Source organism: Sedimenticola hydrogenitrophicus (assembly GCF_025175675.1).
Classification (GTDB): domain Bacteria; phylum Pseudomonadota; class Gammaproteobacteria; order Chromatiales; family Chromatiaceae; genus Sedimenticola; species Sedimenticola hydrogenitrophicus.
This window is the reverse complement of sequence record NZ_JANIOA010000002.1, coordinates 29571-54925: the sequence shown is the minus strand read 5'-3', so window position 1 is coordinate 54925 and position 25355 is coordinate 29571. Positions and strand designations below refer to the sequence as shown.

Annotated in this window: 21 protein-coding genes; 5 read left to right on the top strand and 16 right to left on the bottom strand. The window is 62.6% G+C overall.

The genetic code is table 11. The features are described from left to right. Positions 1-3: 3 nt before the first annotated feature. From hflC to NPX02_RS02005, 9 genes are all read right to left on the bottom strand, one after another. Entirely contained in the window at positions 4-888 is an 885-nt protein-coding gene (gene hflC / locus NPX02_RS02045; RefSeq protein WP_260291502.1) for a protease modulator HflC, read from the bottom strand. Continuing rightward, positions 888-2036, bottom strand: a complete 1149-nt coding sequence (gene hflK, locus NPX02_RS02040; protein ID WP_260291501.1) for an FtsH protease activity modulator HflK — start codon at positions 2034-2036, stop codon at positions 888-890. Before hflK ends, hflC begins: the two co-directional genes overlap by 1 nt. A gap of 118 nt (positions 2037-2154) precedes the next feature. Continuing rightward, on the bottom strand, positions 2155-3441 hold the full coding sequence (hflX, locus tag NPX02_RS02035) for a ribosome rescue GTPase HflX (RefSeq protein WP_260291500.1): 1287 nt from the start codon (positions 3439-3441) through the stop codon (positions 2155-2157). 325 nt (positions 3442-3766) lie between these two features. Next, positions 3767-4021 (bottom strand): RNA chaperone Hfq, encoded by a 255-nt coding sequence (gene hfq / locus NPX02_RS02030; protein WP_260291499.1) that lies wholly within the window; start codon positions 4019-4021, stop codon positions 3767-3769. Between the two features lie 115 nt (positions 4022-4136). Then, positions 4137-5048 (bottom strand): tRNA (adenosine(37)-N6)-dimethylallyltransferase MiaA, encoded by a 912-nt coding sequence (gene miaA, locus NPX02_RS02025; RefSeq protein WP_260291662.1) that lies wholly within the window; start codon positions 5046-5048, stop codon positions 4137-4139. 47 nt (positions 5049-5095) lie between these two features. After that, complete coding sequence (gene mutL / locus NPX02_RS02020; RefSeq protein ID WP_260291498.1) at positions 5096-6901, bottom strand: DNA mismatch repair endonuclease MutL; 1806 nt, start codon at positions 6899-6901, stop codon at positions 5096-5098. Between the two features lie 367 nt (positions 6902-7268). Beyond that, the gene (locus NPX02_RS02015) at positions 7269-8570 is read right to left on the bottom strand and encodes an N-acetylmuramoyl-L-alanine amidase (RefSeq protein WP_260291497.1); all 1302 of its coding nucleotides are present in this window, start codon (positions 8568-8570) and stop codon (positions 7269-7271) included. Between the two features lie 106 nt (positions 8571-8676). Further along, the gene (tsaE, locus tag NPX02_RS02010) at positions 8677-9156 is read right to left on the bottom strand and encodes a tRNA (adenosine(37)-N6)-threonylcarbamoyltransferase complex ATPase subunit type 1 TsaE (protein WP_260291496.1); all 480 of its coding nucleotides are present in this window, start codon (positions 9154-9156) and stop codon (positions 8677-8679) included. Next, the gene (locus NPX02_RS02005; protein WP_260291494.1) at positions 9157-10659 is read right to left on the bottom strand and encodes an NAD(P)H-hydrate dehydratase; all 1503 of its coding nucleotides are present in this window, start codon (positions 10657-10659) and stop codon (positions 9157-9159) included. 295 nt (positions 10660-10954) lie between these two features. Here NPX02_RS02005 and queG point away from each other — a divergent pair, with 295 nt between their 5' ends. Next, positions 10955-12016 carry a tRNA epoxyqueuosine(34) reductase QueG gene (gene queG, locus NPX02_RS02000; RefSeq protein WP_260291493.1) on the top strand — a complete coding sequence of 354 codons (1062 nt, stop codon included), beginning with the start codon at positions 10955-10957 and terminating at the stop codon, positions 12014-12016. Positions 12017-12104: 88 nt separating this feature from the next. Here queG and orn read toward each other — a convergent pair whose 3' ends face one another. Beyond that, the gene (gene orn / locus NPX02_RS01995; protein WP_260291491.1) at positions 12105-12677 is read right to left on the bottom strand and encodes an oligoribonuclease; all 573 of its coding nucleotides are present in this window, start codon (positions 12675-12677) and stop codon (positions 12105-12107) included. A 282-nt stretch (positions 12678-12959) separates the two neighbouring features. On the opposite strand from orn, the gene NPX02_RS01990 reads away from it, so the two are divergent. Genes NPX02_RS01990 through rsgA form a run of 3 tightly spaced genes read left to right on the top strand, consistent with a single transcriptional unit; the run spans position 12960 to position 15545 of the window. Further along, positions 12960-14234 (top strand): M48 family metallopeptidase, encoded by a 1275-nt coding sequence (locus tag NPX02_RS01990; protein ID WP_260291490.1) that lies wholly within the window; start codon positions 12960-12962, stop codon positions 14232-14234. Then, positions 14231-14518: a cytochrome c gene (locus NPX02_RS01985; protein WP_260291489.1), complete on the top strand. Its 288-nt coding sequence runs from the start codon at positions 14231-14233 to the stop codon at positions 14516-14518. Before NPX02_RS01990 ends, NPX02_RS01985 begins: the two co-directional genes overlap by 4 nt. Positions 14519-14528: 10 nt before the next feature. After that, complete coding sequence (gene rsgA, locus NPX02_RS01980) at positions 14529-15545, top strand: small ribosomal subunit biogenesis GTPase RsgA (RefSeq protein WP_260291487.1); 1017 nt, start codon at positions 14529-14531, stop codon at positions 15543-15545. Positions 15546-15740: 195 nt separating this feature from the next. On the opposite strand, the gene gorA is transcribed toward rsgA, so the two are convergent. Next, positions 15741-17093 carry a glutathione-disulfide reductase gene (gene gorA, locus NPX02_RS01975; protein WP_260291486.1) on the bottom strand — a complete coding sequence of 451 codons (1353 nt, stop codon included), beginning with the start codon at positions 17091-17093 and terminating at the stop codon, positions 15741-15743. Positions 17094-17248: 155 nt separating this feature from the next. Here gorA and NPX02_RS01970 point away from each other — a divergent pair, with 155 nt between their 5' ends. Further along, positions 17249-18313, top strand: a complete 1065-nt coding sequence (locus tag NPX02_RS01970; protein WP_260291485.1) for a DUF2333 family protein — start codon at positions 17249-17251, stop codon at positions 18311-18313. A 160-nt stretch (positions 18314-18473) separates the two neighbouring features. On the opposite strand, the gene NPX02_RS01965 is transcribed toward NPX02_RS01970, so the two are convergent. The 5 genes from NPX02_RS01965 to mshL are packed head-to-tail and all read right to left on the bottom strand — an operon-like array spanning position 18474 to position 25326. Next, positions 18474-19697 carry a type II secretion system F family protein gene (locus tag NPX02_RS01965; RefSeq protein WP_260291484.1) on the bottom strand — a complete coding sequence of 408 codons (1224 nt, stop codon included), beginning with the start codon at positions 19695-19697 and terminating at the stop codon, positions 18474-18476. A 34-nt stretch (positions 19698-19731) separates the two neighbouring features. Then, positions 19732-21474: a GspE/PulE family protein gene (locus NPX02_RS01960; protein WP_305792712.1), complete on the bottom strand. Its 1743-nt coding sequence runs from the start codon at positions 21472-21474 to the stop codon at positions 19732-19734. Positions 21475-21481: 7 nt separating this feature from the next. Next, positions 21482-22783 (bottom strand): tetratricopeptide repeat protein, encoded by a 1302-nt coding sequence (locus tag NPX02_RS01955; RefSeq protein WP_260291483.1) that lies wholly within the window; start codon positions 22781-22783, stop codon positions 21482-21484. Continuing rightward, on the bottom strand, positions 22780-23673 hold the full coding sequence (locus NPX02_RS01950) for an ExeA family protein (RefSeq protein WP_260291482.1): 894 nt from the start codon (positions 23671-23673) through the stop codon (positions 22780-22782). The genes NPX02_RS01955 and NPX02_RS01950 overlap by 4 nt, the downstream gene beginning before the upstream one ends. 3 nt (positions 23674-23676) lie before the next feature. Continuing rightward, on the bottom strand, positions 23677-25326 hold the full coding sequence (gene mshL / locus NPX02_RS01945) for a pilus (MSHA type) biogenesis protein MshL (protein ID WP_260291479.1): 1650 nt from the start codon (positions 25324-25326) through the stop codon (positions 23677-23679). Between the last annotated feature and the right edge of the window lie 29 nt (positions 25327-25355).

The following is a 25355-nucleotide window of genomic DNA, read 5'->3' as shown; positions in this document are numbered from 1 at the left end:
ACCTCAGTTTTCTATTTTTCTACCTTCCGCGTTTTTGAAGTAGCGGAAGAATTCCGACTCCGGATCCAGCACCATCATATTGCCGCTGTTGTTGAAGGTCTTGTCATAGGCGTTGAGACTGCGATAGAAGGAATAGAACTCCTCATTTTCGGTAAATGCCCCGGCATAGATTTCCGCCGACAGGCCATCCCCCTCACCACGGGTCTCTTCCGACTCCTTGTAGGCGTTGGCCAGGATCACGATCCGCTCGGCGTCGGCGTTGGCACGAATCTTCTCCGCCTCCTCGGCACCCTGGGCACGCAGCTCTGAAGCGACCCGCTCGCGCTCGGCGCGCATGCGGTCATAGACCGACTGACTCACCTCTTTGGGCAGATCGATCTGCTTTACCCGCACGTCCAGGACTTCAATTCCCAGCTCCGCGGCCTTTTCATCGGCGTCCTTGGTCAGCAGGGCCATGATCTCGGCACGTTCGCCCGATACCACCTCCTGGATGGTGCGCTTGCCGAATTCATCACGCAAACTGGTATTGATCCGTTCCGACAACAAGCGTGTGGCATTGGCCTCATTGTCACCGGTGGCGCGGAAATACTGCGCCGGATTGATAATGCGCCACTTGGCGTACGAGTTGACGATCACATCCTTCTTCTCGTTGGTCAGGAATCGCTCCGGATTTGAGTCCATGGTTTGGATGCGGCCATCAAACTTCTTCACGTTCTGAATAAAGGGAATCTTGAAATGGAGTCCGGGTGAATAGTCGGAATCGACAATCCGGCCAAACTGCAGCTTGATTGCCATCTCCCACTGATTCACCACAAACAGGGTTGAGAGGGCCAGCCCGATCAGCAGGACAACGCCGACAAAAAAGATACCAATCTTTCCACTGTTCATTAGCGAACCCTCCTGCTGCGGCTATCATCAAGCCGCGAGGTATCCACGGACTCGCTCACAGACGGTGTCTGTGCGCGGGTGTTGCTTCTGCTGGTCTCCGGCCTTGCCTCGATCAGTTTGTCGATAGGCAGATACATCAGGCTGTTCCCGGCCTTCACATCCATAATCACCTTGTTGGTACTTCCCATAACCTGCTCTATTGTCTCCAGGTAGAGGCGTTGCCGGGTGACTTCCGGCGCCTTCTCGTACTCTTTCAGCACTGCCAGAAAACGTGAGGTTTCACCCTCGGCCTCTGCGATCACCTGCTGCTTATAAGCCTTTGCCGCAGCGACCACACGTGCAGCGGCACCGCGCGCGCGCGGCACCACATCGTTGGCGTAGGCCTCAGCCTGGTTCTCCTGCCGGGTCTTGTCCTCGCGCGCCTTGATCGCGTCGTCAAACGCACTCTTTACCGGCTCGGGCGGTTTTGCCGGCTGGGTATTCACACTGGTCACGACGAGGCCGGTTTTGTAAAAGCTGATCAAATCCTGGGTACGCTGTTTGATATCGTTGGCGATCGAACCACGCCCCTCGGTGAGGATGAAATCGAGCTTGCTCTTGCCGATGGTTTCACGCAGTGCCGTCTCGGTTGCGTCACGAATGGTCTTGTCCGGTTCACGATCCTGGAACAGGTATTCCACCGGGTCCTGCACCCGGAACTGTACCGTCAGTTCGATATCGACAATATTCTCGTCCCGGGTCAGCATGGTGTCTTTCAACGGAAACGTGGAGATCCGATCCACGTTCACCTTGATGACGTCGTCCACCACCGGAACAAGGAAGTTGAGACCCGGCTGAGTCACGTCATGATAGGCACCGAAACGCAGCACCACCCCGCGCTCGGCCGGGGCAACAGTATAGAAGCTCTTGAAACCGAGCAGCACGATCAGACCCAGCAGCACCAGACCGATGATCCCTTTGGTGCCCGCGGGACCGCCCATCGACCCCCCGCCGGAACGGTTACCACCGTTTCCGCCCTTGCCGCCGAACAGCCCGCCCAGCTTGTCCTGCATCTTCTTGACCACTTCATCCAGATCAGGCGGGCCTTGATCACCACCCTTGCCACTCCAGGGATCTTTATTGTCTCCCCCGGGTTCATTCCAGGCCATTGATAACTCCACTCTTCTCGTATCAAACAATACACCCGGAGGATACTTCACAAACATCCGGGCAGCGAATTTCTCTTAACTTAACATTCCCAGGGCCAACAGCGAATCATTTTATCGCTTATCTGATCACCAGGCGGCTTTCCAGGGCCGACTCCTGCTGCAGCAGACGGTCATAGGCGACTTTCGGCAGATCGATTTCCATATCCCAGCCGCCCGTATCGGTAACCTGTTCCGAGATGACCCCGCCCAGCTCGAAAAGTCGCGCGCGAAGGCGGCCATCGGCTGGTTGCAGTTGCAGCAACCTGTGCACATGCTCCTGATGATAAAACTCGGCCAATGCCTCCAACAGCAGTTCCACGCCTGCGCCACTGAGCGCCGACAACCAGACTCGTTTGACCAGACCATCTTCACTGCGTTCGATTCGCGGCACCTCCGTGTCCAGGAGGTCTATTTTATTGTAGATTTCGATCTGCGGGATCCTCGCCGCACCGATCTGTTTCAGTACGTCATTCACCTCCGCGACACAGACCGCCCGCTGCGGGCTGGCCGCGTCGATCACATGCAGCAACAGTGAGGCTTCGGAGGTCTCCTGCAGGGTCGACTTGAAGGCGGCAACCAGTTCATGGGGAAGGTGGGAGATGAAGCCTACCGTATCCGCCAGGATGCAGCCACCCTCGCCCGGCAGGTCCAGGCGGCGCAGGGTCGGATCCAGGGTAGCAAACAGCTGATCCTGCGCATAGACCTCGGCGTCGGTCAGCATGTTGAACAGGGTCGATTTACCGGCGTTGGTGTAGCCGACCAGTGAAACTGTCGGGATCTCGGCCTTGCTGCGGGCCTTACGGCCCTGATTCCGCTGGCTATCCACTTTTTCCAGTCGCCTGCGGATCTGGGCGATGCGGTGATTGAGCAGGCGCCGGTCGGTTTCCAGCTGGGTTTCACCTGGACCACGCAGCCCGATACCGCCCTTCTGTCGTTCAAGGTGAGTCCAGCCGCGCACCAGACGGGTGGAGAGGTGCCGCAACTGTGCCAGTTCCACCTGCAGCTTGCCCTCGAAAGAGCGGGCACGCTGGGCAAAAATATCCAGGATCAGTCCCGTTCTGTCGACCACCCGACACTTGAATTCCCGTTCCAGGTTACGCTCCTGGCTTGGCGAGAGCTGATGGTTGAAAATCACCAGCTCCGCCTCCTCGGCCTGGATCAGATCCCTGATCTCATCCGCCTTACCACTCCCTACAAACAGACGCGGGTCCGGCGACCGCCTGCTGCCGGTGATCAGGGCGGCGGGCGTCGCTCCGGCGGAAACCACCAGTTCACGGAACTCGTCGAGCTCCTCAGGATCGGCCTTGACCTGCATGTCCAAGTGCACAAGGATCGCCTTCTCGCCTACTTTTGGACGTTCAAACACGGCAAACCTCACACGAACCTGGAGCTATGAACCGATCGGCCCTGCAGCCGGGCGAACACTTTTTTAAACCTGGGGAACAAATGATCAAGGGCATAATGTCTGAGGACGATAGATGGGCGCTTTCTTGAAGAGCTGAAGACCGGCATCTGTTCTGAACAGGGCTTGGACCGCATCGCCTTTAACCACAGAACGAGATGGAGAAAATGGCATCACAAATTATAACTGAAATTCAGCGGCGGCGGTTGGATTCGGCGCGGGTGTGTTGCGACGCCTGCCGTTGACGCCTTCGCCAAAACGGCAGGTCATCGTCGCTTTGCCAGGTTGATCAGCTGTTACCAGGTTCTACCGGTTCATCACCTGTCGGCATCTGCAAACGCACATTCCTGGCGGGAACCACCGTCGAGATGGCATGTTTATACACCATCTGGCTGACGGTGTTCTTCAACAAGACCACAAACTGATCAAATGATTCAATCTGCCCCTGTAGCTTGATTCCATTCACCAGGAAGATCGAAACGGGTATACGCTCTTTTCGCAGCGTGTTGAGGAAAGGGTCTTGTAGACTTTGCCCCTTGGACATCGGAATTCTCCTTATTGTAATATCGCGTCGGTATTTAAAAAATAGCTTATGGTACAAGCTTGTACCAGAAAAAAGTCCAATAATTCGCCAGTATTTTCACACACAGCTCACACTGTTAGCCCAAACTGAGGCCTGAACGGACTATTTTCAAGGCCTGCTGTAAAATATTCCCCGCCTCTTCATCCAGCCAGTGCACATCCGGATAGGAGCGCAACCAGGTGAATTGGCGCTTGGCCAGCTGGCGGGTGGCGATAATGCCCCGCTCGATCATGGTTTCCCGGTCCCACTCCCCTTGCAGGTAGCGGATCATCTGGCGGTATCCCACCGAACGCAGGGAGGACATCTCCGGCCGCAGGTCATCCCTTTGCAGTAGCTGCCGCACCTCTGCCTCGAACCCCTCGGCAAGCATCTTGTTGAAGCGTTCGGCAATCCGTTGATGCAGCACCGCCCGCGATTGGGGCGCCCGAACCAGTTTGACCAACCGATAGGGCAATACGTTCCGCTCCGCCTGCCCCTGCAACCGGGACAGGGGCTGCCCGGTCAGACGATAGACCTCCAGTGCCCGCTGGATTCTCTGCGGATCGTTGGGATGGATCCGCGCCGCCGCCGCGGGGTCAACCCGCATCAGCTGGGTATGCAACGCCTCCCATCCCGATTCCCCCGCCTCCCGCTCCAGGTCGGCGCGGATGCCAGGATCCGCTTCCGGCAGTCGCGAGAGTCCGTACTCCAACGCCCTAAAATAGAGCATGGTGCCCCCCACCAGCAGGGGAATGCGCCCACTGGCGCTGATTTCGGCCATTTCGGCCAGTGCATCCTCGCGAAAGCGGGCCGCCGAGTAGGCCTCGGCGGGATCGCAGATATCGATCAGGCGGTGTGGGGCCTGGGCCAGCTCGGCGGCGTCCGGCTTGGCCGTGCCGATATCCATGCCGCGATAGACCAGCGCCGAATCGACACTGATGATCTCACAGGGCAGATGCCGGACCAGCTCGATGGCCAACGCGGTCTTGCCGGACGCCGTGGGGCCCATCAGGAAGATGGCCGGCGGTAGTGGCCGGTCGGTGGTCCGATCGGTCACTATTGGCCCCGCAGAAACAGCTTATCGAGCCGGGCCATATCCAGTTGCACCCAGGTGGGACGCCCGTGATTGCACTGATCGCTGCGCTCGGTGCGCTCCATGTCCCGCAGCAGGGCGTTCATCTCCTCGACGGTCAGGCGTCTGTTGGCCCGGATCGAACCGTGACAGGCCATGGTGGCCAGCACCTGGTTGATCTCGTCGCGGATGCGCTCGCTGCTGCCGTGCACCACAAGGTCCGAGAGGATATCCCGCAACAACTTCTCCGCGTCCGCCCCCTGCAGCAGCACCGGTATGGCGCGCACCACCAGGGTCTCGGCGCCGAGCCGATCGACCTCCATGCCCAGTTCACTGAACAACGACCGATGGGTCTCCGCCAAGTCGCCCTCCCGGGCACTCACCGCGACCGAGACAGGCACCAGCAGCGGCTGGCGACTGATACCCCCTTCGAGCACCGCCCGCTTGAAGCGTTCATAGGTGATCCGCTCGTGTGCGGCATGCATGTCCACCAATATAAGGCCAGTGGCGTTCTCGGCGAGGATATATATTCCCTTCAGCTGCGCCAGGGCGAAACCGAGGGGAGGGACTTCATCGGCCGACTCCTCCACCGCGGCCAGCGATGCCGGGGACGGCCGCTGCATTTCAAAACTGGACTGATAGCCCGGCTGATAACCGGCCTGGCGCTCCTGTACCTGAAAACCCAGCGGGCGCTGGTAGGCCACCGGAGCGGTGCCGGATACCGGGGTCGCCGACCGCTCCACCTCCAGCAGGCGGATCTCCCCGGTGGTCCGGTCGACCTCCTGTCCCGGTCGGGTATCCGCCAGCACCTGGTGCAGCGTGCGATAGATAAAGCCATGCACCATTCGGCCGTCACGGAAACGCACCTCATGTTTGGCCGGGTGCACATTCACGTCCACCTGCAGTGGATCGAGATCGAGATAGAGCACATAGGCCGGGTGGCGACCATGAAACAGCACATCCTGAAACGCCTGACGTACGGCATGGGTCACCAGCTTGTCCCTGACCATGCGTCCGTTGACATAGAAATACTGCATATCGGCCTGGCTGCGGGAAAAGACCGGACGGGCCACCCAGCCACGCAGGGCAAGTCCGGCCTGATCCCGTTCGAGATGAATCACCTGTTCCAGGAACGCACCCCCCAGCAGACCGGCAAGCCGCCGCTCCTGTTCCTGCAGCTGCGCGGCCAGCGGGAGGGTAAACAGCTCTTTGCGGTTGTGCGAGAGCGTGAACGAGACATCGAACCGGCTCAGGGCGAGCCGCTTCAGCTGGGTCTCGATGTGACTGAACTCGGTCTTCTCCGCACGCATGAACTTGCGCCGTGCCGGGGTGTTGTAGAAGAGATCCCTGACCTCCACCGTGGTGCCCTGGGGGTGGGCGCTCGGCACCGGGTCGGCGATCCGCTCCCCGCCATCGCCGCTGACACTCCAACCGCTCTCCTGCCCGCTGGCCCGGGAGGCGATGGTGAGGCGCGAGACGGAGGCGATGCTCGGCAGTGCCTCCCCCCGGAACCCCATGCTGCTGACCCGTTCCAGCTCTTCCAGTGTGCCGATCTTGCTGGTGGCATGGCGCGACAACGCCAGCCGCAGATCTTCGGGATGGATCCCGCCGCCGTTGTCACGTACCCGGATCAGTTTCCCCCCGCCCTGTTCGATATCCACCTCGATCCGGGTGGCACCGGCATCCAGACTGTTCTCCACCAGCTCCTTGATCACGGAGGCGGGACGCTCCACCACCTCACCGGCGGCGATCTGGTTGATTAATTGTGCGGGGAGTGCCTGTATGCGCATATGAACCTTGTCGATTGGCCGGGACGCGACGCCTGCAGCGGCCAACCGCATCCCGGACCTGATGTACGGATTGAATACTGGATTATAACCAGTAATAAGAAGCGGGCGTGAGGTGTCGGGACGTTTATCGGATAGTTAGAGGTAATCCCCGGCATTACCGGGATATCGTTCAGGTTTGATCCATGCATTGATCGAGCGCCGCTGAATGAAGGTGGCAGATGGAATCTCGCCAAGACGCCAAGAACGCAAAATTTTAAAGGCAAGGATTGGCGTTCCTTGGCGTACTTGGCGAGAGTAAAAATTCTTTGCCGATTCGGGGCTGGAAAGAAACCGTGAATAAGGAAGGTTGTTCGGCCGCGCTGGGCGCTCAGGTACCCGGAATCATCAGCACCTGACCGACCTGGATCACATCGCCGGCGATGCCGTTGGCGGATTTCAGATTGGCCAGGCTGATGTTATAGCGATCGGCGATCGCCCCCAGGGTATCGCCCCGGGCAATGGTATGCTGCCTGGATTTCAACTGGGCCAGCAGCGTGCCCGGCGGCGGGCTGTCGTGGAAGTAACCGCGCAGACCGTCCATGACGGCGCCCGCCACCTTCTGCTGATGCCTCGGGTCCAGCAGCTTGCGCTCCTCTTCCGGATTGGAGATGAAGGCCGTTTCCACCAGAATCGAAGGCACATCGGGCGATCTCAGGACCGCAAACCCGGCCTGCTGCACCGTCGGTTTGTGGGTTCTGCCAACCCGTCTCAACCGGCCCAGGACCTTGCCGGCCACCTCATGGCTGGCCTGGCCGGTACCGGTCTGGGAGAGGTCCAGCAGCACCGAGGCGAGCACATCATCCTTGTCTTCCAGCTTGACGCCACCGATCAAATCGGCACTGTTTTCACTCTCGGCCAGCCAGCGCGCCGCCTCGCTCGACGCCCCACGCTTGGAGAGGGTATAGACCGACGAGCCGCGCGCCTTGGGATCACGGAAGGAATCGGCGTGAATGGAAACGAACAGATCCGCGCGATGCGAACGGGCCAGGTCCATCCGCTTGCGCAGGCCGAGATAATAGTCACCATCCCGGATCATCACCGCCTTCATACCGCGCTCTTTTTCGATCAGTCCGGCCAGTTTGCGGGCAATGGCGAGCACCACCTGCTTTTCATAGGTTCCGCGTCGCCCAATGGCACCCGGATCTTCACCGCCGTGTCCCGCGTCAATGGCCACGATGACATCCCGCATGCCGTTGTTATCCAACTGCTTTACCGGTTTCTGTACGGTGTCACCCGGCTTACGCGCCGTTTCGCCATACAGATCCACCACCAGACGATGCCCGTACTGGCTGTTTGGCCGGAGGACAAAGCTCTTTGGATGAATCTGGGTATCGAGATCCAGCACCACCCGCAGGGTGCCATCCTTGCGTTGGGCACTGCGCAACTGCTTGATCAGGGGATTGTCGCTCACCGCCGGCATGGGGCCGGTCAGTCGGGCGCCATTGATATCGATCACCAGTCGGTCGGGTTTTTTCAGGGTGAAGAGTTTGTGATTGACCGGATGGCTGGTATCGAACACCAGTCGGGTATGGTCCGGTGCCGCCCAGATACGCAGATTATTGACCACAGTCTGGCCCGCCAACAGCGGCCAGCAGACCAACATCAGCAGGATTGCGGCTATCTTCCTCATGTTCTTGTCGTTGGTTCCCGTGCCAAGTGACCTGATGCAGGGAAAAGATAGCATGTGAAATTAATAAATACCAGTAATATCTATAGGATAGGAAGCTAACCTACATTCAACTCTTAGCTTTCAACTCCAGCACCCCGCGTAACTTTTCCAGGGTTTCCGCACCGGCCCCGGTCTCCGCCTCGAAGGTCAGTTCCCGCCCCCCCTGACGATAGCGGATGCGCACCATCAGATCCGGCGGCGGCAGCGCGCCCCGCCCCTGCTCGGGCCACTCCACCAGTATCACCGCATCCTCCTGCAACATATCCCGCAGGCCCAGATACTCGATCTCGTCCGGATCGGCGAGTCGATAGAGATCCAGGTGATAACAGCGTCGCGCGCCGATCTCGTAGGGCTCGATCAGGGTGTAGGTCGGACTCTTGACCGATCCCTTGTACCCGAGACCACGCAAAAAGCCCCGTGTCAGGGTGGTCTTGCCCGCACCCAGGTCCCCGGTCAGATAGATCAGACAGGCGGTCGGCGCCACCCGGGAGAGCGCCGCCCCGAGCGCCTCCTGCTCCTGCTCGGTATCGGCCGTGATCCGCAACATTCAGCCGGCCTCCGGATTCATCAGGCGGCGGATCGCGGGCAGCAGATCGGTCGCCAGCATCCCCCGCTCACCACCCCCGGCCGCCAGATCGGCCGCCGCCCCATGCAGGCAGGTGCCCATCTCCGCCGCCATTTCGATCGGTTCACCCTGGACGATCAGGGACCCGATCACACCGGTCAACAGATCGCCCATCCCGCCGCTGGCCATGCCCGGATTGCCTTCACGGCAGAGCCCGGTGAGCGCTTCCGCCTCACTCGCGATCAGGGTGCCGGCCCCCTTCAACAACACCACCCCACCATAACGCCGCCGCAGCCGCGAAACCGCGCCGAACCGGTCGGACTGTATCTCCCGGGCCGAGCACCCGAGCAGCCGTCCGGCCTCGCCGGGATGGGGCGTCAGCACCCAGCCGTCGCGCCGTTCCGGCTCCTGGGCCAACAGGTTCAATCCATCCGCGTCCACCACCAGGGGCAGATCACACTGCAGTACCCGGCGCAGCATGCGCTGCCCCCAGCCCCCCTGCCCCAGACCCGGCCCGACCGCCACCGCATCGGCCCGCGCCAGCAGCGGCAGCAGCTCCTCCGGCTGCACCACTCCGTGACACATCAGTTCCGGGCGCTGGCTGGCGATCAGTGCCGCATGCTCGGGGCGGGTGGCGATAGAGACCAGGCCGGCCCCGGTGCGCAACGCCGCCTCCCCCGCCATGCGGATGGCACCGAGAAGACCCCTCTCCCCCCCCACCAGCAGGAGATGGCCGCAATCACCCTTGTGCAGGGAACGGGCACGCGGCTCCAGACGCTCGGCAAAGGCCTGCCAGCGCAGCAGGCGGGCACTCCCCTCCACCGCCCGATACACCTCGGGCGGCACCTCCAGGTCGGCAAAGGCGATCGCCCCGCAACAGGCCGGGCCTTCCGCGGTGAACATGCCCTGCTTGAGGCCGATAAAACTGATGGTCGCCTGCGCCTGGATGGCGCAGCCAAGGATCCGGCCGCTATCCGCGTGGAGACCTGACGGGATATCCAGGGCAAGCAGCGGCGCCGGATGCCGGTTGGCGGCCATCAGGGCCTCTGCCCAAGGCCCGCTGACGGCACGCTCCAGGCCAGTACCCAGTACCGCATCCACAATCAAGTCGACGGGGAAATCCAGATCGGCATAGGGTTCGATGGTGCCACCGGCCTGGCGAAACCGCTCGGCGCTGGTCAATGCGTCGCCCCGCAGTTTTGCGCTGTCCCCCAGCTGCAGCAGGCGCACCGTCAGCCCGGCCTGCAGCGCCAGCCGCGCCACCACGAAACCGTCGCCGCCATTATTGCCGGTACCGCACAATACGGTAATCGAGCGCGCTTCCGGCCAGCGTGCCCGCAGCAGCTCGAAGGCGGCGGCACCGGCCCGCTCCATCAGGATCAGGCCGGGGATGCCGTGCTGCTCGATGGCACAACGGTCCAGGGCGCGGACCTGTTCCGCCAGGTAGAGTCTTGCGGGAAGCTGTGATGGGTCGGTGATCAGCATGCTGAAATGAATCCGGCGTGGCTTTTTGCCTATTGTAGGGTTTCCAGCGGGCTTTTGTCTCACCTGGGTCACATCATCTGAACGCGCAAATGCTTGAACGAGGGGATCTGACTGCTTGCTTGACGGGTGTCCGCGGCCATGGATGGCCGTGGCAAGCCCCCAGGGATGGGTTTACGGCGTCCCGGCAAGCAAGCAGGCAGATCCTCGCCCCGCCCGAAGCTAGATGGCGTCGTCCTGTTTGTCTCACCCGGCGGATGCTATTCTCAGCGCTATCGATGCTACGATAACCCCCACCATGTCAGACCCGTATTACACAAACTACCAGCTCCTCGCCGAACAGATCCGCGACTGGGGGGCCGCGCTCGGCTTTCAGCAGGTCGGCATTGCCGACACCGACCTGACCCTGGCCGAGCGGCACCTCCATCAGTGGCTGGAGCGTGGCATGCACGGCAACATGGCGTACATGGCCAGCCATGGCCTGAAGCGGTCACGTCCGGCCGAACTGGTGCCCGGCACCCTGCGCATCATCTCGGTACGTATGGACTACCTGCCGCCCGGCGATGATCCGGAGGCCGTTCTGGCGAACTCCGGGCGCGCCTTTATCTCCCGTTACGCCCTCGGCCGCGACTACCACAAGCTGATGCGCAGCCGCCTGCAGAAATTGGCCGACCAAATCGAGGCCGCCGTCGGCCCCTTCGGCTATCGTGCCTTCGTCGATTCGGCACCGGTACTGGAGCGGGCGTTGGCGGAGAAGGCGGGACTGGGCTGGACCGGCAAGCACAGCAACCTTGTCAACCGCCAGGCCGGCTCCTGGTTTTTTCTCGGCGAACTCTACACCACCCTGCCGCTGCCGGCGGACCGGGCGGAAGCGGACCACTGCGGCCGCTGCAGCGCCTGTATCGACATCTGCCCCACCCGGGCCATCGTCGCCCCCTACCAGGTGGACGCGCGCCGCTGCATCTCCTACCTGACCATCGAGCTGGACGGGGCGATCCCGGAGGCGTTGCGGCCGCTTATGGGCAACCGTATCTACGGCTGTGACGACTGCCTGATGGCCTGCCCCTGGAACCGCTTCGCCACCCCGGCGGCCGAGGCCGATTTCAGCCCCCGCAACTGCCTGGACAGTGCCAGCCTGTGCGACCTGTTCGCCTGGGATGAGGCCATGTTCCTGAAGCGCCTCGAAGGCTCACCCATCCGCCGCATCGGCCATCAACGCTGGCTGCGCAACATCGCCGTCGCCCTGGGCAATGCCGAGACCACGCCGGAGATCCTCACCGCCCTCAACAGCCGGTGCGATGACCCGTCGGAACTGGTCCGGGAGCATGTGCGCTGGGCGCTGGCACGACACAGGGGGTAGCGGCCAGGCGTGAGGGCGGCGTTGTCTCTGAACTGCCGCCATCTGAAGAGGAACCCGGGGATACGGGAGGCCCGCCCCGGACCGGCCGCTACTGCTCCGTGGGCTCGGTGGCCGGCGGAATCCTCAGGAAGTGTTCACGGTAGTGCCGCAGTTCGTTGATGGAATCGCGGATGTCGTCCATCGCCAGGTGCCGGCCGCTCTTCACCACGCCCTTGGCGATGGCCGGCGCCCAACGCTTGGCCAGCTCCTTGAGGGTGCTCACATCCAGATTGCGATAGTGGAAGTAGTCCTCCAGCTCGGGCATGCAGCGGGCCAGAAACCGGCGGTCCTGGCAGATGCTGTTGCCGCAGATGGGCGAGGCCCCCTTGGGCACATATTGACGTAGAAAGTCGAGGGTCTCCCGCTCCGCCTGCGCCTCGCTGTGATCACTCGCCAGCACCCGCTCGGTGAGGCCCGATTTGGCGTGCTGATTGGTGTTCCACTCGTCCATCGCCGCCATCACCTCCCGCGGCTGACGGATGGCGATCACCGGCCCTTCGGCAACGGTATTGAGATCGGCATCGGTGACAATGGTGGCGATCTCGATAATGTGGTCGTTCTGGGGATCGAGACCGGTCATCTCCAGATCAATCCAGATCAAGTTTGTCGAATCCTGCGCCATCTCATCTCCCGCGGTTAATTATATGCTGGGCGAATGGCACTAAGGTTAATGCAGGAATCCATTTTTTCGTCATTCCGGCGCAGGCCGGAATCCATGAATTCACCGCGGATGCGGGTTCTGGATGCCATCCTTAGGTCCGTAAACGGTGCATCCCTGCACCACTCCTCCGGCATTCGCCGGGATGACGGGGCTCTGGGCTTAACTTAGTGCCATGCATATGTTGGGCTGGTCTGCTGGACTGGCATTCTAGCAGAAGCGCCGCTATCTCTGTATCCTGTGGGGATGCACCTATTCACCCTCCTGTTCATTTCCGCCATTGCCATTGGCGTGCTGCTGCAACTCTGGTTGATGCAGCGGCAGCAGCGGCATGTGGCGACCCATCGCGCCCAGGTACCGTCCGCCTTCGCCGACCGCGTGACCCTGGAAGAGCACCAGAAAGCCGCCGACTACATCCGCGCAAAACTCGCCATCGGCCATATCGGCCTGCTGATCGGGACCGGCCTGCTGCTGTACTGGACCCTGGGTGGCGGCATCGATCTGCTCCATCGGCAGTGGCAGCAGTGGCCGGTTGACCCTGTCTGGGGCGGCATCGGCCTGATCTTCTCGGTGTCGCTTGTCTCGGCGTTGCTGGAGCTCCCCCTGGGCATCTGGAACACCTTTGTGCTGGAGACGCGCTTCGGCTTCAACCGGACCACGCCGCGGCGTTTCATCACCGACCTGCTGCTGCAGCTGCTGTTGGCGCTGTTGCTCGGCATCCCCCTGCTGTGGGCGATCCTCTGGCTGATGGAGCGGGCCGGCGACAGTTGGTGGCTCGCCGCCTGGGCGGTGTGGATGGGCTTCATGCTGTTGATGATCTGGGTCTACCCCACCCTGATCGCGCCGCTGTTCAACAAGTTTACCCCCCTGGAAGAGGGGCCGCTGAAACAGCGCATCCAGGGCCTGCTGGAGCGCTGCGGCTTCACCAGCAAGGGCATCTTCATCATGGACGGCTCGAAACGTTCGGGGCACGGCAACGCCTACTTTACCGGCTTCGGCAAACACAAGCGCATCGTTTTCTTCGACACCCTGGCGGAGAGCCTGGACGGCGACGAGATGGAGGCGGTACTGGCCCATGAGCTGGGCCATTTCAAGCGCCGCCATATCCTCAAGCATCTGCTGCTCTCAACCGCCATGTCGCTGCTCGGGTTTGCCCTGCTCGGCTGGCTGGTCGGCCAACCCTGGTTCTACCAGGCGCTGGGGGTGAGTGGTCAGAGCAGCGCCCTGGCGCTGCTGCTGTTCATGCTCGCGCTGCCGGTCTTCACCCAGTTTCTGCACCCGCTGATGGCGATCCTGTCGCGGCGCCACGAGTTTGAGGCGGACGAGTTTGCCGTGGCCCAGGCGGGCGCGGAGCCGATGATCCGGGCCCTGGTCAAGCTCTACCGGGAAAACGCCAGCACCCTGACGCCCGACCCACTGTACTCGGCATTCCACGACAGCCACCCCCCGGCGCCGGTACGGGTGGCCCATTTGTCAGCTAAAATTCCCCCTGGTTCGACACCGGATAAGGAGACCACATGAGACCGTTAACCACGCTGATCGGCACCATCTGCCTGACAGGGCTGACCCTGGGTCAGGCCAACGCCCTCGACCTTGCGGCGGGCAAGGCACAGGTAGAGGAAAACTGCACCGCCTGCCATGGCAGCGAGGTCTACACCCGCAAAGAGCGGCGGGTAACCGGCCGCCAGGAACTCTCAAGCCAGGTGCAACGCTGTCAACTGTCGCTCAATCTCAACTGGTTTGAAGACGAGGTGGAAAACAGCGCCGAACACCTGAATCAAACCTACTACCACTTCAGCGAGTAACCGCTTTCGCATGGCAAAACGGCGATTGACCGAGCGGCAGCGTGAGCGCATCAAGGCGATCCAGGAGCGACGCCGAGACAAGCTGGAGCAGCAGACGGATCTGGCGCTCAGCGAGGCCGACGAGGGTCAGTCCCGGGAAGGATTGGTGGTGACGCGTCACGGTCAGAACCTGGTGGTGACCGATGACTCGGGCCGCTACACCCACTGCCTCTCCAGACAGAATATCGGCCAGGTTGTCTGCGGTGACCGGGTGGTCTGGCAGGCGACCGGTGACAACCAGGGAGTGGTCACCGCCATCCTGCCACGCGCGACGGCCTTGATCCGCCCCAACTTCAGCGGTGAGGATCGTGCCCTGGCGGCCAACATCAGCCAGCTGGTCGTCGTGCTGGCCCCCGAGCCCGCCCCCACCCCCTATCTGGTGGACCAGTACCTGGTGGCGGCGGAACAGATCGGGGTGAACACCCTGATCGCACTCAACAAACGCGACCTGATGGACCGGGACGCCCTGCACCGGTTCGAGCAGCAGTTCGGCCACTATACCGGAATCGGCTATCCGCTGATCGAGATCAGCGCCAAATACGAGCATGGACTGGACCCGCTGATCGCGCAGTTGAAAGACCAGACCAGCATCCTGGTGGGGCAATCCGGCGTCGGCAAGTCCTCCCTGGTCATGGCACTGCTGCCGGATATCGAGATCCAGATCGGCCGCCTCTCCGTGGCCTCCGGCCTAGGCCGCCACACCACCTCCGCCACCACCCTCTACCACCTGCCCACGGGCGGTCAGCTGATCGACTCCCCGGGGGTGCGCAGTTTCCGGCTGGGGCAGTTGAGCCTGGATGCGCTGGCCGGCGGCTTCATCGAATTCCACGACTTTCTGGGCCACTGCCGGTTCAGTAATTGCAGCCACCAGCACGAACCCGGCTGCGCCCTGCAAGCAGCGGTGGCGAGCGGAAAGATCGCCCCCCAGCGTCTGGCCAACTACCTGCACATGGCCGCGGGAATGAATGCCCATCATGGCCAGGGGTGATTGATCCACCCGGGTAAACAGCCACCGGAAAGCGGAACGTCCCCGGGTAGGATGCCGGTGAGGCACGAACCGCATCAACCCTTATCGCGAGGAGTGGTGCACGGATGCACCGTTTACGGACCCGAGGATGGAATGATGCGGTTCGCAAGCTCACCAGCATCCTACCGGTCACATGTAATACCTGAATCCGTAACCTCAGCGCATGGTCACCAGCTCTTCCGCCGCGGTGGGATGGATGGCGATGGTGTCGTCGAAGTCCCGCTTGGTGGCCCCCATGCGGATGGCCACGGCGAAGCCCTGCAACATCTCATCGGCACCGAAGCCAATGATATGACAGCCGACGATCTTCTCCTGGGCACCGACACAGACCAGCTTCATCGCCACCTTGCTCTGACGCTCGGTAAAGGCGTGATACATGGGGGTGAAACGTGTCTGGTACACCTTGACCGCCTCGCCATGGGAGGCCCTGGCCTCATTCTCGGTCAGACCGACGGTGGCGATAGGCGGGTGCGAGAACACCACGCTGGGAACCAGCGAATAATCGAGCCGACGCTCCGCCATGCCACCAAACAGCCGATCGGAGAGGCGTCGCGCCGCCGCGATGGCCACCGGGGTCAACTGTGGCGCGTTGGTCACATCCCCGAGGGCATAGACACCGGATACCGCCGTATTCTGGAAGGCATCCACGTCGATGTAGCCCGCGCTGTCGCGGACGATTTCGGTATTTTCCAGCGCCAGTCCGGCCGATGCCGGGCGGCGTCCGATGGCCCAGATGAGCTGATCAAAGCCACCCTGCAGCTGGCCACTGCCGTTGCAATAGAGATCGAGAGTGCCATCATCGGCCCGCGCCACCCGCTCGATACGGGAAGAGGAGATGATATTGACCCCGTCATTGAGCATCTCCTCCATCAGGCTTTCGCGCAGCATGTCATCGAAGCGGCGCAGCAGATGTTCGCCGCGCAGGAACATGGTCACCTCACAGCCGACCGCATTGAGCATGCCCGCCAACTCCACAGCGATATAACCACTGCCCACCACCGCGACCCGGCGGGGCTGTTGCGCGAGCCCGAAAAAGCCGTCCGAGGTGATCCCCAGCTCCGCCCCTTCGATCTCCGGCACCACCGGGGAGGAGCCCGGGGCGATCACTATGTGCTCGGCCTGATAGCGTTCACCGTCCACCTCCAGGGTGTGGTTGTCGACAAACCGTGCAAAGCCATTGATCTCATCAATATTGGAATCGGCCAGATAGGTGTGGTACCAGTTGTTGATATTGGCCACGTAACGGTTGCGTTCGGCCACCAGCCGGCCCCAGTCGAATCCCTCCCGCTTCAGGGCAAATCCGTAGGCCGCGGCATCCTCCAGGGTGTGGGCGATGGATGCGCCGTACCACATGATTTTTTTCGGCACACAGCCCAGGTTGACGCAGGTCCCGCCCAGCCTGCCCGCCTCCACCACCGCCGTGCGCGCCCCGTATTTCGCCGCCCGTTCGGCCGCGGAGAGCCCGCCGCTTCCGCCACCAATGGCGATCAGATCATAGGTTTTGGCCATACATCACTCCTTCAGATATGGGATACTTGGCAGCCTGGCGGACCGATACCGGTCCGTGGCGGCAGCGTCGACAGGCTGCCGGGTGCTGCATCCGGGCCCATTGTCCCAAGATGCGCCGCCGTTGGACAACTATTTATACGGAACTATCACTAGTGATGAATTTTTTCAGCTCCCTGGGATCAAGATCGGGCGACCTGGTGCGTCGCATTACGCTGCTATACCATCCGCGGACTATGCGCGAAAAAGGCTGGCTCTGGTCCAGTGGACTGGCGACCGTCACGTTGCTGATTATCCTCTACGCATTCAGCATCTACTGGAGCCAGGAGCCGGAGAGCTTCGACATCCTGGAGAACACCCGCTGGGAGCTGAGCGGATCGGAGCGGGTCACCGGGGCACATACCACGGCGGCGCTGATTCGGGTAATGGAGACCCTTCTGGATAAACCGGGCGGCTACCTGAGCAACGATGTCATGCCGCCCAGCGTGCTACTGGACAACATCCCCAACTGGGAGTTCGGCGCCCTGGTGCAGTCACGTGACCTGGCCCGTGTCCTGCGCAACGACATCAGCCGCTCCCAGTCACAGTCCACGGAAAACCTGGACCTGTCCATCGCCGAACCGCAGTTCAACTTCAGTAACGACTCCTGGATACTCCCCTCAACCGAAGGTGAGTACCGTGAAGGCCTGAAGGCGCTGCGCCGCTACCTCTCGGAACTGGCGAAAAACGACGCCCAGAACACCCAGTTCTACGCCCGCGCCGACAACCTGAGGGTATGGCTCTCGGTGGTGGAGAAGCGTCTCGGCAGTCTATCCCAGCGCCTCAGCGCCAGCGTCGGACAGGAGCGGCTCAACACCGACCTGGCCGGTGATCCGAATGCCGCCCAATCCACCCAGACGCCGGCCCGGATTGGTGTGCGCACGCCCTGGCTGGAGATCGACGACGTGTTTTACGAGGCGCGGGGATCGACCTGGGCGCTGGTCCATTTTCTGCGCGCCGTGGAGCTGGATTTCCGCGACATCCTGGTGAAGAAGAACGCCCTGGTGAGCCTGCGTCAGATCATCCGCGAGCTGGAGGCGAGCCAGCAATCGGTGATGAGTCCGATGGTGCTCAACGGCGGCGGTTTCGGTCTGGTCACCAACTACTCGCTGGTCATGACCTCCTACATCTCGCGGGCCAATGCCGCCGTGATCGACCTGCGCAACCTGTTGAGCGAGGGCTAGGAGCCTGCCGGATTTAACGCTGTTTGGCTGCAAATCCCTGGATGGCGATCCACTCAGCTTATCGAACTCGTTAAATAGGCCCACTATTCTCCTCGTTCGATAAACTGATTTGATTCGCCCCCAGTGATTTTCGCTTCAAACGGATAAACCCGACAGACTCCTAGTGCTTGTTCACCGCCGAGGAGAGATCCCACATCGGCAGAAACACGCCCAGTGCCAGCACCAGGACCATGGCGCCGATGATGACGATGATCACCGGCTCGATCGCATCCGAGAGCCGGGCCAGGTCGTATTTCACCTCCCGCTCATAATGCTCGGCGGTCTCCAGTAGCAGGTCATCCACCGAGCCGGACTCTTCGCCGATGGCGATCATCTGCAACACCATGGGGGTGAACATGCCGGTGGCCGCGGCGGTGCGGGCGATGCTGTCACCACTCTCGATGCCGTCCCGCATACTGAGGACGCGCTCGCTGATAAAGGCATTGTTGACCACCCCGGATATGACCGAGAGGGCCTGCACCAGGGGGACACCGGAGCGCATGGCCAGGGCCAGGGAACGGCAGAAGCGGCCCAGTATGGCCTTCTTGAGTATGTACCCGACCAGCGGTATCCGCAGCAGGGCGCGCGCCCAGATATAGCCCCCCTCCTCGCTGCGAATCCAGGCACCCAGGGCCAGTAACAGCGCAATGGTCCCCGCCAGCAAGTGGGGCCACCAGTTGAGGGTGAAGTGGGAGATGCCCAGCAGGATCCGGGTCGCCAGGGGCAGTTCGGCATCGAAGCGGGCAAAGGCGTCGGCGAAGGCCGGGATCACCCAGATATTGATAATCACCATGGCGATGACGATCGCCAGCAGCACCGTCAACGGGTAGCGGGTGGCGCTCTTGATGCGATTGCGGGTCTCCTTCTCCAGCTCCAGATAACCCGCCAGCTGCAGGAAGGTGTCATCCAGGCGGCCGGTATTTTCACCCACCTTGATCATGCTGATGAACAGCGGCGAGAAAATGGCCGGGTAACGGGCCAGCGCCATGTGCAGTTCGCGCCCTGACTGGATATCATCCACAATGCCTTTCAGGGCGGCGGCCAGGGTCGGATTGCGGGTGGTCTCGATCAGGCTGCTGAAGCCGCGCAAGATCGGCACGCCGGCCTTCTGCAGGGTATAGAGCTGACGACACAGCAGCACCAGTTCATCCAGCTTGACACCTTGCTGGAACCAGGCCGGTTTGATCTCCTTGCTGGTGCCACGCCGCTCAACCGGCATGATGTCAATGGGGGTCAGCCTGGAACGAAACAACTGCTCGGCGACCGCCTCCGGGGTCTCGGCCTCCAGGGTACCGGTCAATGCCTCACCGCGGCGGTTTCGCGCCTTGTATTGATATGCCCGCATCAGTCACCACCCGCCCGATCGCTCACTAACCGTTTCACCCGGTGGCCTCCACATCGCCCGAGATCCGAATCGCCTCGCTCAGCGTGGTGACACCCTGGGAGGCAAAACGCAACACCGATTGCCAGAGCGGTTCGAAGCGCTCGCTGGCCAGGGCAATGCGGGCGAAGGCCTCATGGTCGTCACGCCGCAAGGCCGAGGCCATCTCGCCATTGAGTTCCAGCAGTTCATAGACCCCGACCCGTCCCTGATAGCCGGTGTTACCGCAACGATTGCAGCCCCGGCCACGGCGCAGGCCACTCAGATCATAACTATGGCGCACCCCTTCCAGCCAGGCCAGTTCGATCTGATCCGGCTCATAAGGTACCGCACAATGGCCGCAGACCCGCCTGACCAGCCGTTGCGCCACGATCGCCAGCAGCGACGAGGCCATCAGATAGCCCGGCGCGCCCATGTCCAGCAGGCGGGCGACGGTACCGATGGCGCTGTTGGTGTGGACCGTGGAGAGGACGAAGTGGCCGGTGATCGCCGCGCGCAGGCCGATCTGCGCCGTCTCCAGGTCGCGCATCTCCCCCACCAGCAGGATATCGGGGTCCTGACGCATGGCGGTGCGCAGTACCCGAGCGAAACTGAGCCCGATCTGCTCGTGCACCTGGACCTGATTGATCCGCGGCAACCGGTACTCGACCGGGTCCTCCACCGTGATGATCTTCTTCTCGGCGGAGTTCAGTTCATTCAGGGCGGAGTAGAGGGTGGTGGTCTTGCCGCTGCCGGTCGGGCCGGTGACCAGCACCATGCCGTGGGGCTTTCTGATCAGCGCCCGCAGTCGCCGCAACAGCTCCGGCTCGAACCCCAGATCGTCCAGGCTGAGGATGCCCGAGCTCTGATCCAGCAGCCGCATCACCACCGCCTCGCCATGCTGCACCGGCATGGTGGAGAGCCGGACATCGATGGAGTGACGCTTCACCTTGATCTGGAAACGCCCATCCTGGGGCAGGCGCTTCTCCGAAATATCCAGGCTGGCCAGCAGCTTCAACCGCTGCACCAGCGCCGGCGCGATTCGCCGTTCATTCATCACCTGCTCGTGCAGCACCCCGTCGACCCGTTGGCGGATTCGCAACACCTCCTCGTCCGGTTCGATATGGATATCCGAGGCCTTGGCCTGCAGGGCATCCTCGAACAGCGTCTGCAACAGGCGGATCACCGGCGCGTCCCCCGCCTCCACCGTCTGCATCAGCTGGCCGAGATCGAAATCCCCCTGGGTCAGGTCCTCATGCAGTTCACCGGCCAGCGAGGTCAACTCATCCGACCGCCGGTACATGCGGTCCAGCGCCTCCAGCAGATCTCCCTCCCGGACCACCGCCTGGCGCACCCGCTTCTTCAGGTGGTGTCCCAGTTCGTCGTAGGCAAACAGGTCGGTGGGATCGGCCATGCCCACCAGCACATCCTTGTCACCGAGTTCGAGCGCAATCACCCGATAGCGCCGCGCCATGGTCTCCGGGACGTTTTTCACCACCTCCGGCTGCAGCGGAAAGGAGGTCAGATCGATGTAGGGGATCTGCAGCTGTTGCGAAAGGAAGTCGAGCAGCCGCTGTTCATCGATAAAACCGAGCTCGATCAGGGTATAGCCGAGCTTGTGTCCCGAGCGCTTCTGCTCGGCCAGCGCGGCCTGCAGCTGACCTTCCGAGATCACCTTGTTGTCGACCAGCAGATCGCCGATACGGATGCGCTTGCGGCTGCGTATCACCTCCGTCGGATTTGTTTCCACCACTTCAACCATACTGTTATCACTCCACCGATAATGCCGAGACCCGCTGCCGGGCATACTCATTGACCGCCGCGGGCAGCGTGTCGAGGGCGAGCGCCGTGCGATACAGCGGCAACGCCTCGCCAGGGGCGCCCGTGGCCTCCAGCGCGATGGCCAGACCGGCCAGGGCGCGCGCATTGTCCGGTTGCCGTTCGGTGATGCGGCGATAAATCCCCACCGCCGCGGCAAACCGGCGGGCCTGCTGATAGACCGAACCCAACAGTGACAGCAGCTCCATATCGTCACCCACCTCCGCGCGCTGCCGCTCAAGCAGCCGGATGGCCCGGGACAGATCGCCATCCTCCAGCAGCAGCCGGCCGCGCAAAGTGGCCAGCGCCGTGGCGTCGGGGGCCAGATCGAGGCCCTCGTCCAGCAGGGCGATGGCCGGGAGCCGCTCCCCACCGTTCAGCAGCAACATCACCAGCAGCCGGCGCGCCTCGCCATGGGTGCGGTCCAGTGCGAGGGCATGGCGCAACGACGCCTCCGCCTCCTGCAGCTGCCCCTCGTTGAGATGCATCAGGGCCGTGGCGTAGACATCCGCCGCCGATTCCCGCACCGCTTTCGCGGCGACCTTTCGTACCCGGACCACCGGAGCTGCGACCGGCGCGGCTACCGAGGCAACAGGCGGCGCCTCCCGCATCGGTCGATTTACCGGCAACGCGCCGGCGGCGGGATCCGCCACCCCGCCCCGCGACGTGGACAGGGGGAGATCCGCCGCCAGGGCCGGTGCGTCGGACCGCCCGGTTGCCTTCCCCGCCTGGATCGCTGGCGGTGCACTCCGGCCGACCGCCTCTCCTTGGCTGTTCTCGTGAATGCGCGACGACTCAGAAAGGGCCGATGGGGAAAGGGCCGATGCGGAAAGAACCGATGCGATCACCCCGGGATCGCTGTCGACGGCGCGGTCATCAGCGACGGATGGAGCCGCGTCCACCGCACTCCGCGCCAGCGCGGGATCCGCCGGGACGGTCCGGCCTGCCGCTTCGGCCGGCAACGGGGGCAGGGCCTGGGGAATGACGGCGCTGGCGCTGTCCCTCTCCGCCTGACGGCCGTGGGCCTCGACGGCATCCTCGGCGGTCAGGGTGACCAGCATCGGCGCTATCCGCGGTGACACATAGACCACCGCCAGCAGTGCGGCGATGAGCGTCAGGGACCAGAGTGCCAGGCGCCGTGTGCGGCCGCTGGCCGGCCCTGGCGGTACCGGCTGGGGAGTATTGTGCTGCCGCGGACCCGCCGCGGCTTCGCGTTGGTCCAGGTCGCGCAGCATCTGATTGATCAGGCTCACCCCCGGCCTCGCACGACAACCGGTGTCTGGCGATTGAACAGGGATTGCCACAGGCGCATCAGGCCGTTGCGCTGCCGCGATACCCCCTCCGTATCCGCGATGGCCCTTCTGACATGGCCCTTATCGACTTGGGGCCGGCCCTCGCCATAGGCGGCCAGCAGCGACTTGTGGGCGAGGATATTGATCAGCCGGGGTATGCCGCGACTGCCGCGGCAGAGCCACTCCAGCGCTTGGTCGCTGAACAGGGTATCGCCGTTGTGCCCGGCGATCCGGGTCCGATGCCGCACATAGCCACGGCACCCCTCACGGTTCAGCGGATGAATGGCGTGGGAAAAGGTGATGCGCTGCCTGAGCTGGCGAACCGAGGGGCGTTCCAGGTGCCGGTCCAGTTCCGGCTGACCGAACAGCACCACCTGGAGCAGCTTGCTCTTCTCCGTCTCCAGATTGGTCAGCAGGCGGATCGCCTCCAGGGTTTCCTCGGGCAGGGCCTGGGCCTCATCCAGCAACAGCACCACCTGCCGCCCCTCCGCCTTCAACGCCATGAGCCGGCCGTAGATCCGCTGCAGGGCCCGATGCCCGCCGATATTCAGCGGGTAATCCACCCCCAGCTCTTCCGCCAGGGAATGGCGCAGCGCCGAGGGTGTCAGGTAGGGGTTGGGGATATAGGCGGTGACCATCCCCTCGTCCGCCAGGGTGTTGAGCAGTTTGCGACAGATCAGGGTTTTGCCGGTGCCGACTTCACCGGTAATCTTCAGGAATCCCTCGCCCATGCGCAAGGCCACCAGCAGGACATTCAGCGCCTCCTGGTGGTCGCTATAGGAGAAGTAATAATCCGTATCCGGGGTCAGACTGAAGGGGGATGCGTTGAGTCCAAAGTGTCTCTCGTACATGACTCACTCAGTCTTTTCACCGAGATTGCCGAACACCTCGGGCTGGCTGCCGTAGTGAAAACCGCGATCCAGTTGGCGGAAACGCTCCGCCGTATCCGATATCCGCGCCCGCCAGGTCTCGGCGCTCTCCACCACGGTGGGGCGCAATACAATCACCAGTTCGCTCTTTTTCGCCGCCTGCCGGGTGTGCCGGAACAGCTGACCGAACAGCGGCAGATCGCCGAGCAGCGGGGTGGAGGCGACCTCTTCGCTGCGGGTGTCCTGCATCAGTCCGCCGATCACCACCAGTTGGCCGCTCTGGGCGTAGACCAGGCTGTCCGACTCGCGCACCGTGCTCTTGGCCAGCGGCAGGTTCTGGCTCTCGTTGCCCACCTGGATCACCTTCTGCTGATCGGTCACCTGGCTGACCGAGGGGTGGATATGCAGGGTCACCCGGCCGTGCCGGTCGATCTGCGGGGTGACGTCCAGGGCGATACCGGAGAAGAACGGGGTCAGGGTGATATCCGGCGTGGTGGTGGTGGTGGTGCCGGTGGTGGTGGTACTGGAGACGTCGGTGACAAAGAACTCATCACTGCCGACCTTGATCACCGCCTTCTGGTTGTTCAGGGTGGAGATGCGCGGACTGGAGAGCACCTGCACATTGCCCTGCGACTCCAGCAACTCGATGAAGGCCATAAAACTGCCGGTATTGAGCGCGGCGCCGAACAGACCACCGAAGGCGGAGAAACTGGTGAAGCTGACCGGCGAGTCCTCGGTCGGCGATCCGATGCCGCCCTGCGGCAATTCCACCCCGGCGCCCCCCGGATTACTGAACAGCGTCGCGCCGCCACTCTGGCCGAGGCTCAGGCTGTCGCCATTCACGCTCATCATTTTGGCCCAGTTGATACCCGCCTGGTAGCCGTCGTTCAGCTCCACCTCGATCACCTTGGCCTCCAGGATCACCTGGCGGTGCATCGCCTCGTTGGTGGTCTCCAGGAACGCCTCCACCTCGCGCAGCTCATGGGGCATGGCGCGCACCACCACCAGACCGGACTGGGGAGAGACCACCACCGAACGCTCTGCACCGCTGCCGACGATGGATTGAACCGCACCGGAGAGCTCACTCCAGAAGTCCGCCTCCGAAGTGGTATTGATCTCGCTGCCCGAGGTGACGCCACTGGCGCCGCTGTCGGAACCGGAGCTTCCGCCATCACCGTCACTGCTACCCGAGACCTGCCCCGAGCTGACCCGGGTCTGCGAGCTGCCGTTGCGTTTCAGGTTGAGATAATTGACCTGGAAGATGCGTGACTGCAGGCGTGCCGGCAACACCTGGAACCCGCTGCGCACCCGCTGGTACTCATAACCGTACACATCCCTGAGCACCTCCATCACATCGGGGATGGTGACCTGCTTGAGACTGAGCGAGAGGCTGCCCTCCACCTGGGGGTGCACCACCATGTTGTACGGGGTACCCTCCACCAACCCCATCAGGAAGGCACGCACCGGCACTTCACTGACATTGACGTCGAAACGCGCCTCCTGGGCGCGCTTGTCTGCTTTGGGGAACCGCATATCCACCGGCGGTAACAGCGCCGCGGTAACGGCCGGCGGCGGCAGGGAAGCCGGCTTCACCTCGGCGGGTAGTGTTTTAAGATCGCCCTGGATCTGTTCCATGGTGCCGCCACCTTGTGGAGCCATACTCT

Bases quoted from the DNA above. Each gene is read 5' to 3' on its own strand.
- hflC (WP_260291502.1), bottom strand. From the start codon at position 888: ATGAACAGTGGAAAGATTGGTATCTTTTTTGTCGGCGTTGTCCTGCTG.
- hflK (WP_260291501.1), bottom strand. From the start codon at position 2,036: ATGGCCTGGAATGAACCCGGGGGAGACAATAAAGATCCCTGGAGTGGC.
- hfq (WP_260291499.1), bottom strand. From the start codon at position 4,021: ATGTCCAAGGGGCAAAGTCTACAAGACCCTTTCCTCAACACGCTGCGA.
- miaA (WP_260291662.1), bottom strand. From the start codon at position 5,048: ATGGGCCCCACGGCGTCCGGCAAGACCGCGTTGGCCATCGAGCTGGTC.
- mutL (WP_260291498.1), bottom strand. From the start codon at position 6,901: ATGCGCATACAGGCACTCCCCGCACAATTAATCAACCAGATCGCCGCC.
- NPX02_RS02015 (WP_260291497.1), bottom strand. From the start codon at position 8,570: ATGAGGAAGATAGCCGCAATCCTGCTGATGTTGGTCTGCTGGCCGCTG.
- tsaE (WP_260291496.1), bottom strand. From the start codon at position 9,156: ATGTTGCGGATCACGGCCGATACCGAGCAGGAGCAGGAGGCGCTCGGG.
- NPX02_RS02005 (WP_260291494.1), bottom strand. From the start codon at position 10,659: ATGCTGATCACCGACCCATCACAGCTTCCCGCAAGACTCTACCTGGCG.
- queG (WP_260291493.1), top strand. From the start codon at position 10,955: ATGTCAGACCCGTATTACACAAACTACCAGCTCCTCGCCGAACAGATC.
- orn (WP_260291491.1), bottom strand. From the start codon at position 12,677: ATGGCGCAGGATTCGACAAACTTGATCTGGATTGATCTGGAGATGACC.
- NPX02_RS01990 (WP_260291490.1), top strand. From the start codon at position 12,960: ATGCACCTATTCACCCTCCTGTTCATTTCCGCCATTGCCATTGGCGTG.
- NPX02_RS01985 (WP_260291489.1), top strand. From the start codon at position 14,231: ATGAGACCGTTAACCACGCTGATCGGCACCATCTGCCTGACAGGGCTG.
- rsgA (WP_260291487.1), top strand. From the start codon at position 14,529: ATGGCAAAACGGCGATTGACCGAGCGGCAGCGTGAGCGCATCAAGGCG.
- gorA (WP_260291486.1), bottom strand. From the start codon at position 17,093: ATGGCCAAAACCTATGATCTGATCGCCATTGGTGGCGGAAGCGGCGGG.
- NPX02_RS01970 (WP_260291485.1), top strand. From the start codon at position 17,249: ATGAATTTTTTCAGCTCCCTGGGATCAAGATCGGGCGACCTGGTGCGT.
- NPX02_RS01965 (WP_260291484.1), bottom strand. From the start codon at position 19,697: ATGCGGGCATATCAATACAAGGCGCGAAACCGCCGCGGTGAGGCATTG.
- NPX02_RS01960 (WP_305792712.1), bottom strand. From the start codon at position 21,474: ATGGTTGAAGTGGTGGAAACAAATCCGACGGAGGTGATACGCAGCCGC.
- NPX02_RS01950 (WP_260291482.1), bottom strand. From the start codon at position 23,673: ATGTACGAGAGACACTTTGGACTCAACGCATCCCCCTTCAGTCTGACC.
- mshL (WP_260291479.1), bottom strand. From the start codon at position 25,326: ATGGAACAGATCCAGGGCGATCTTAAAACACTACCCGCCGAGGTGAAG.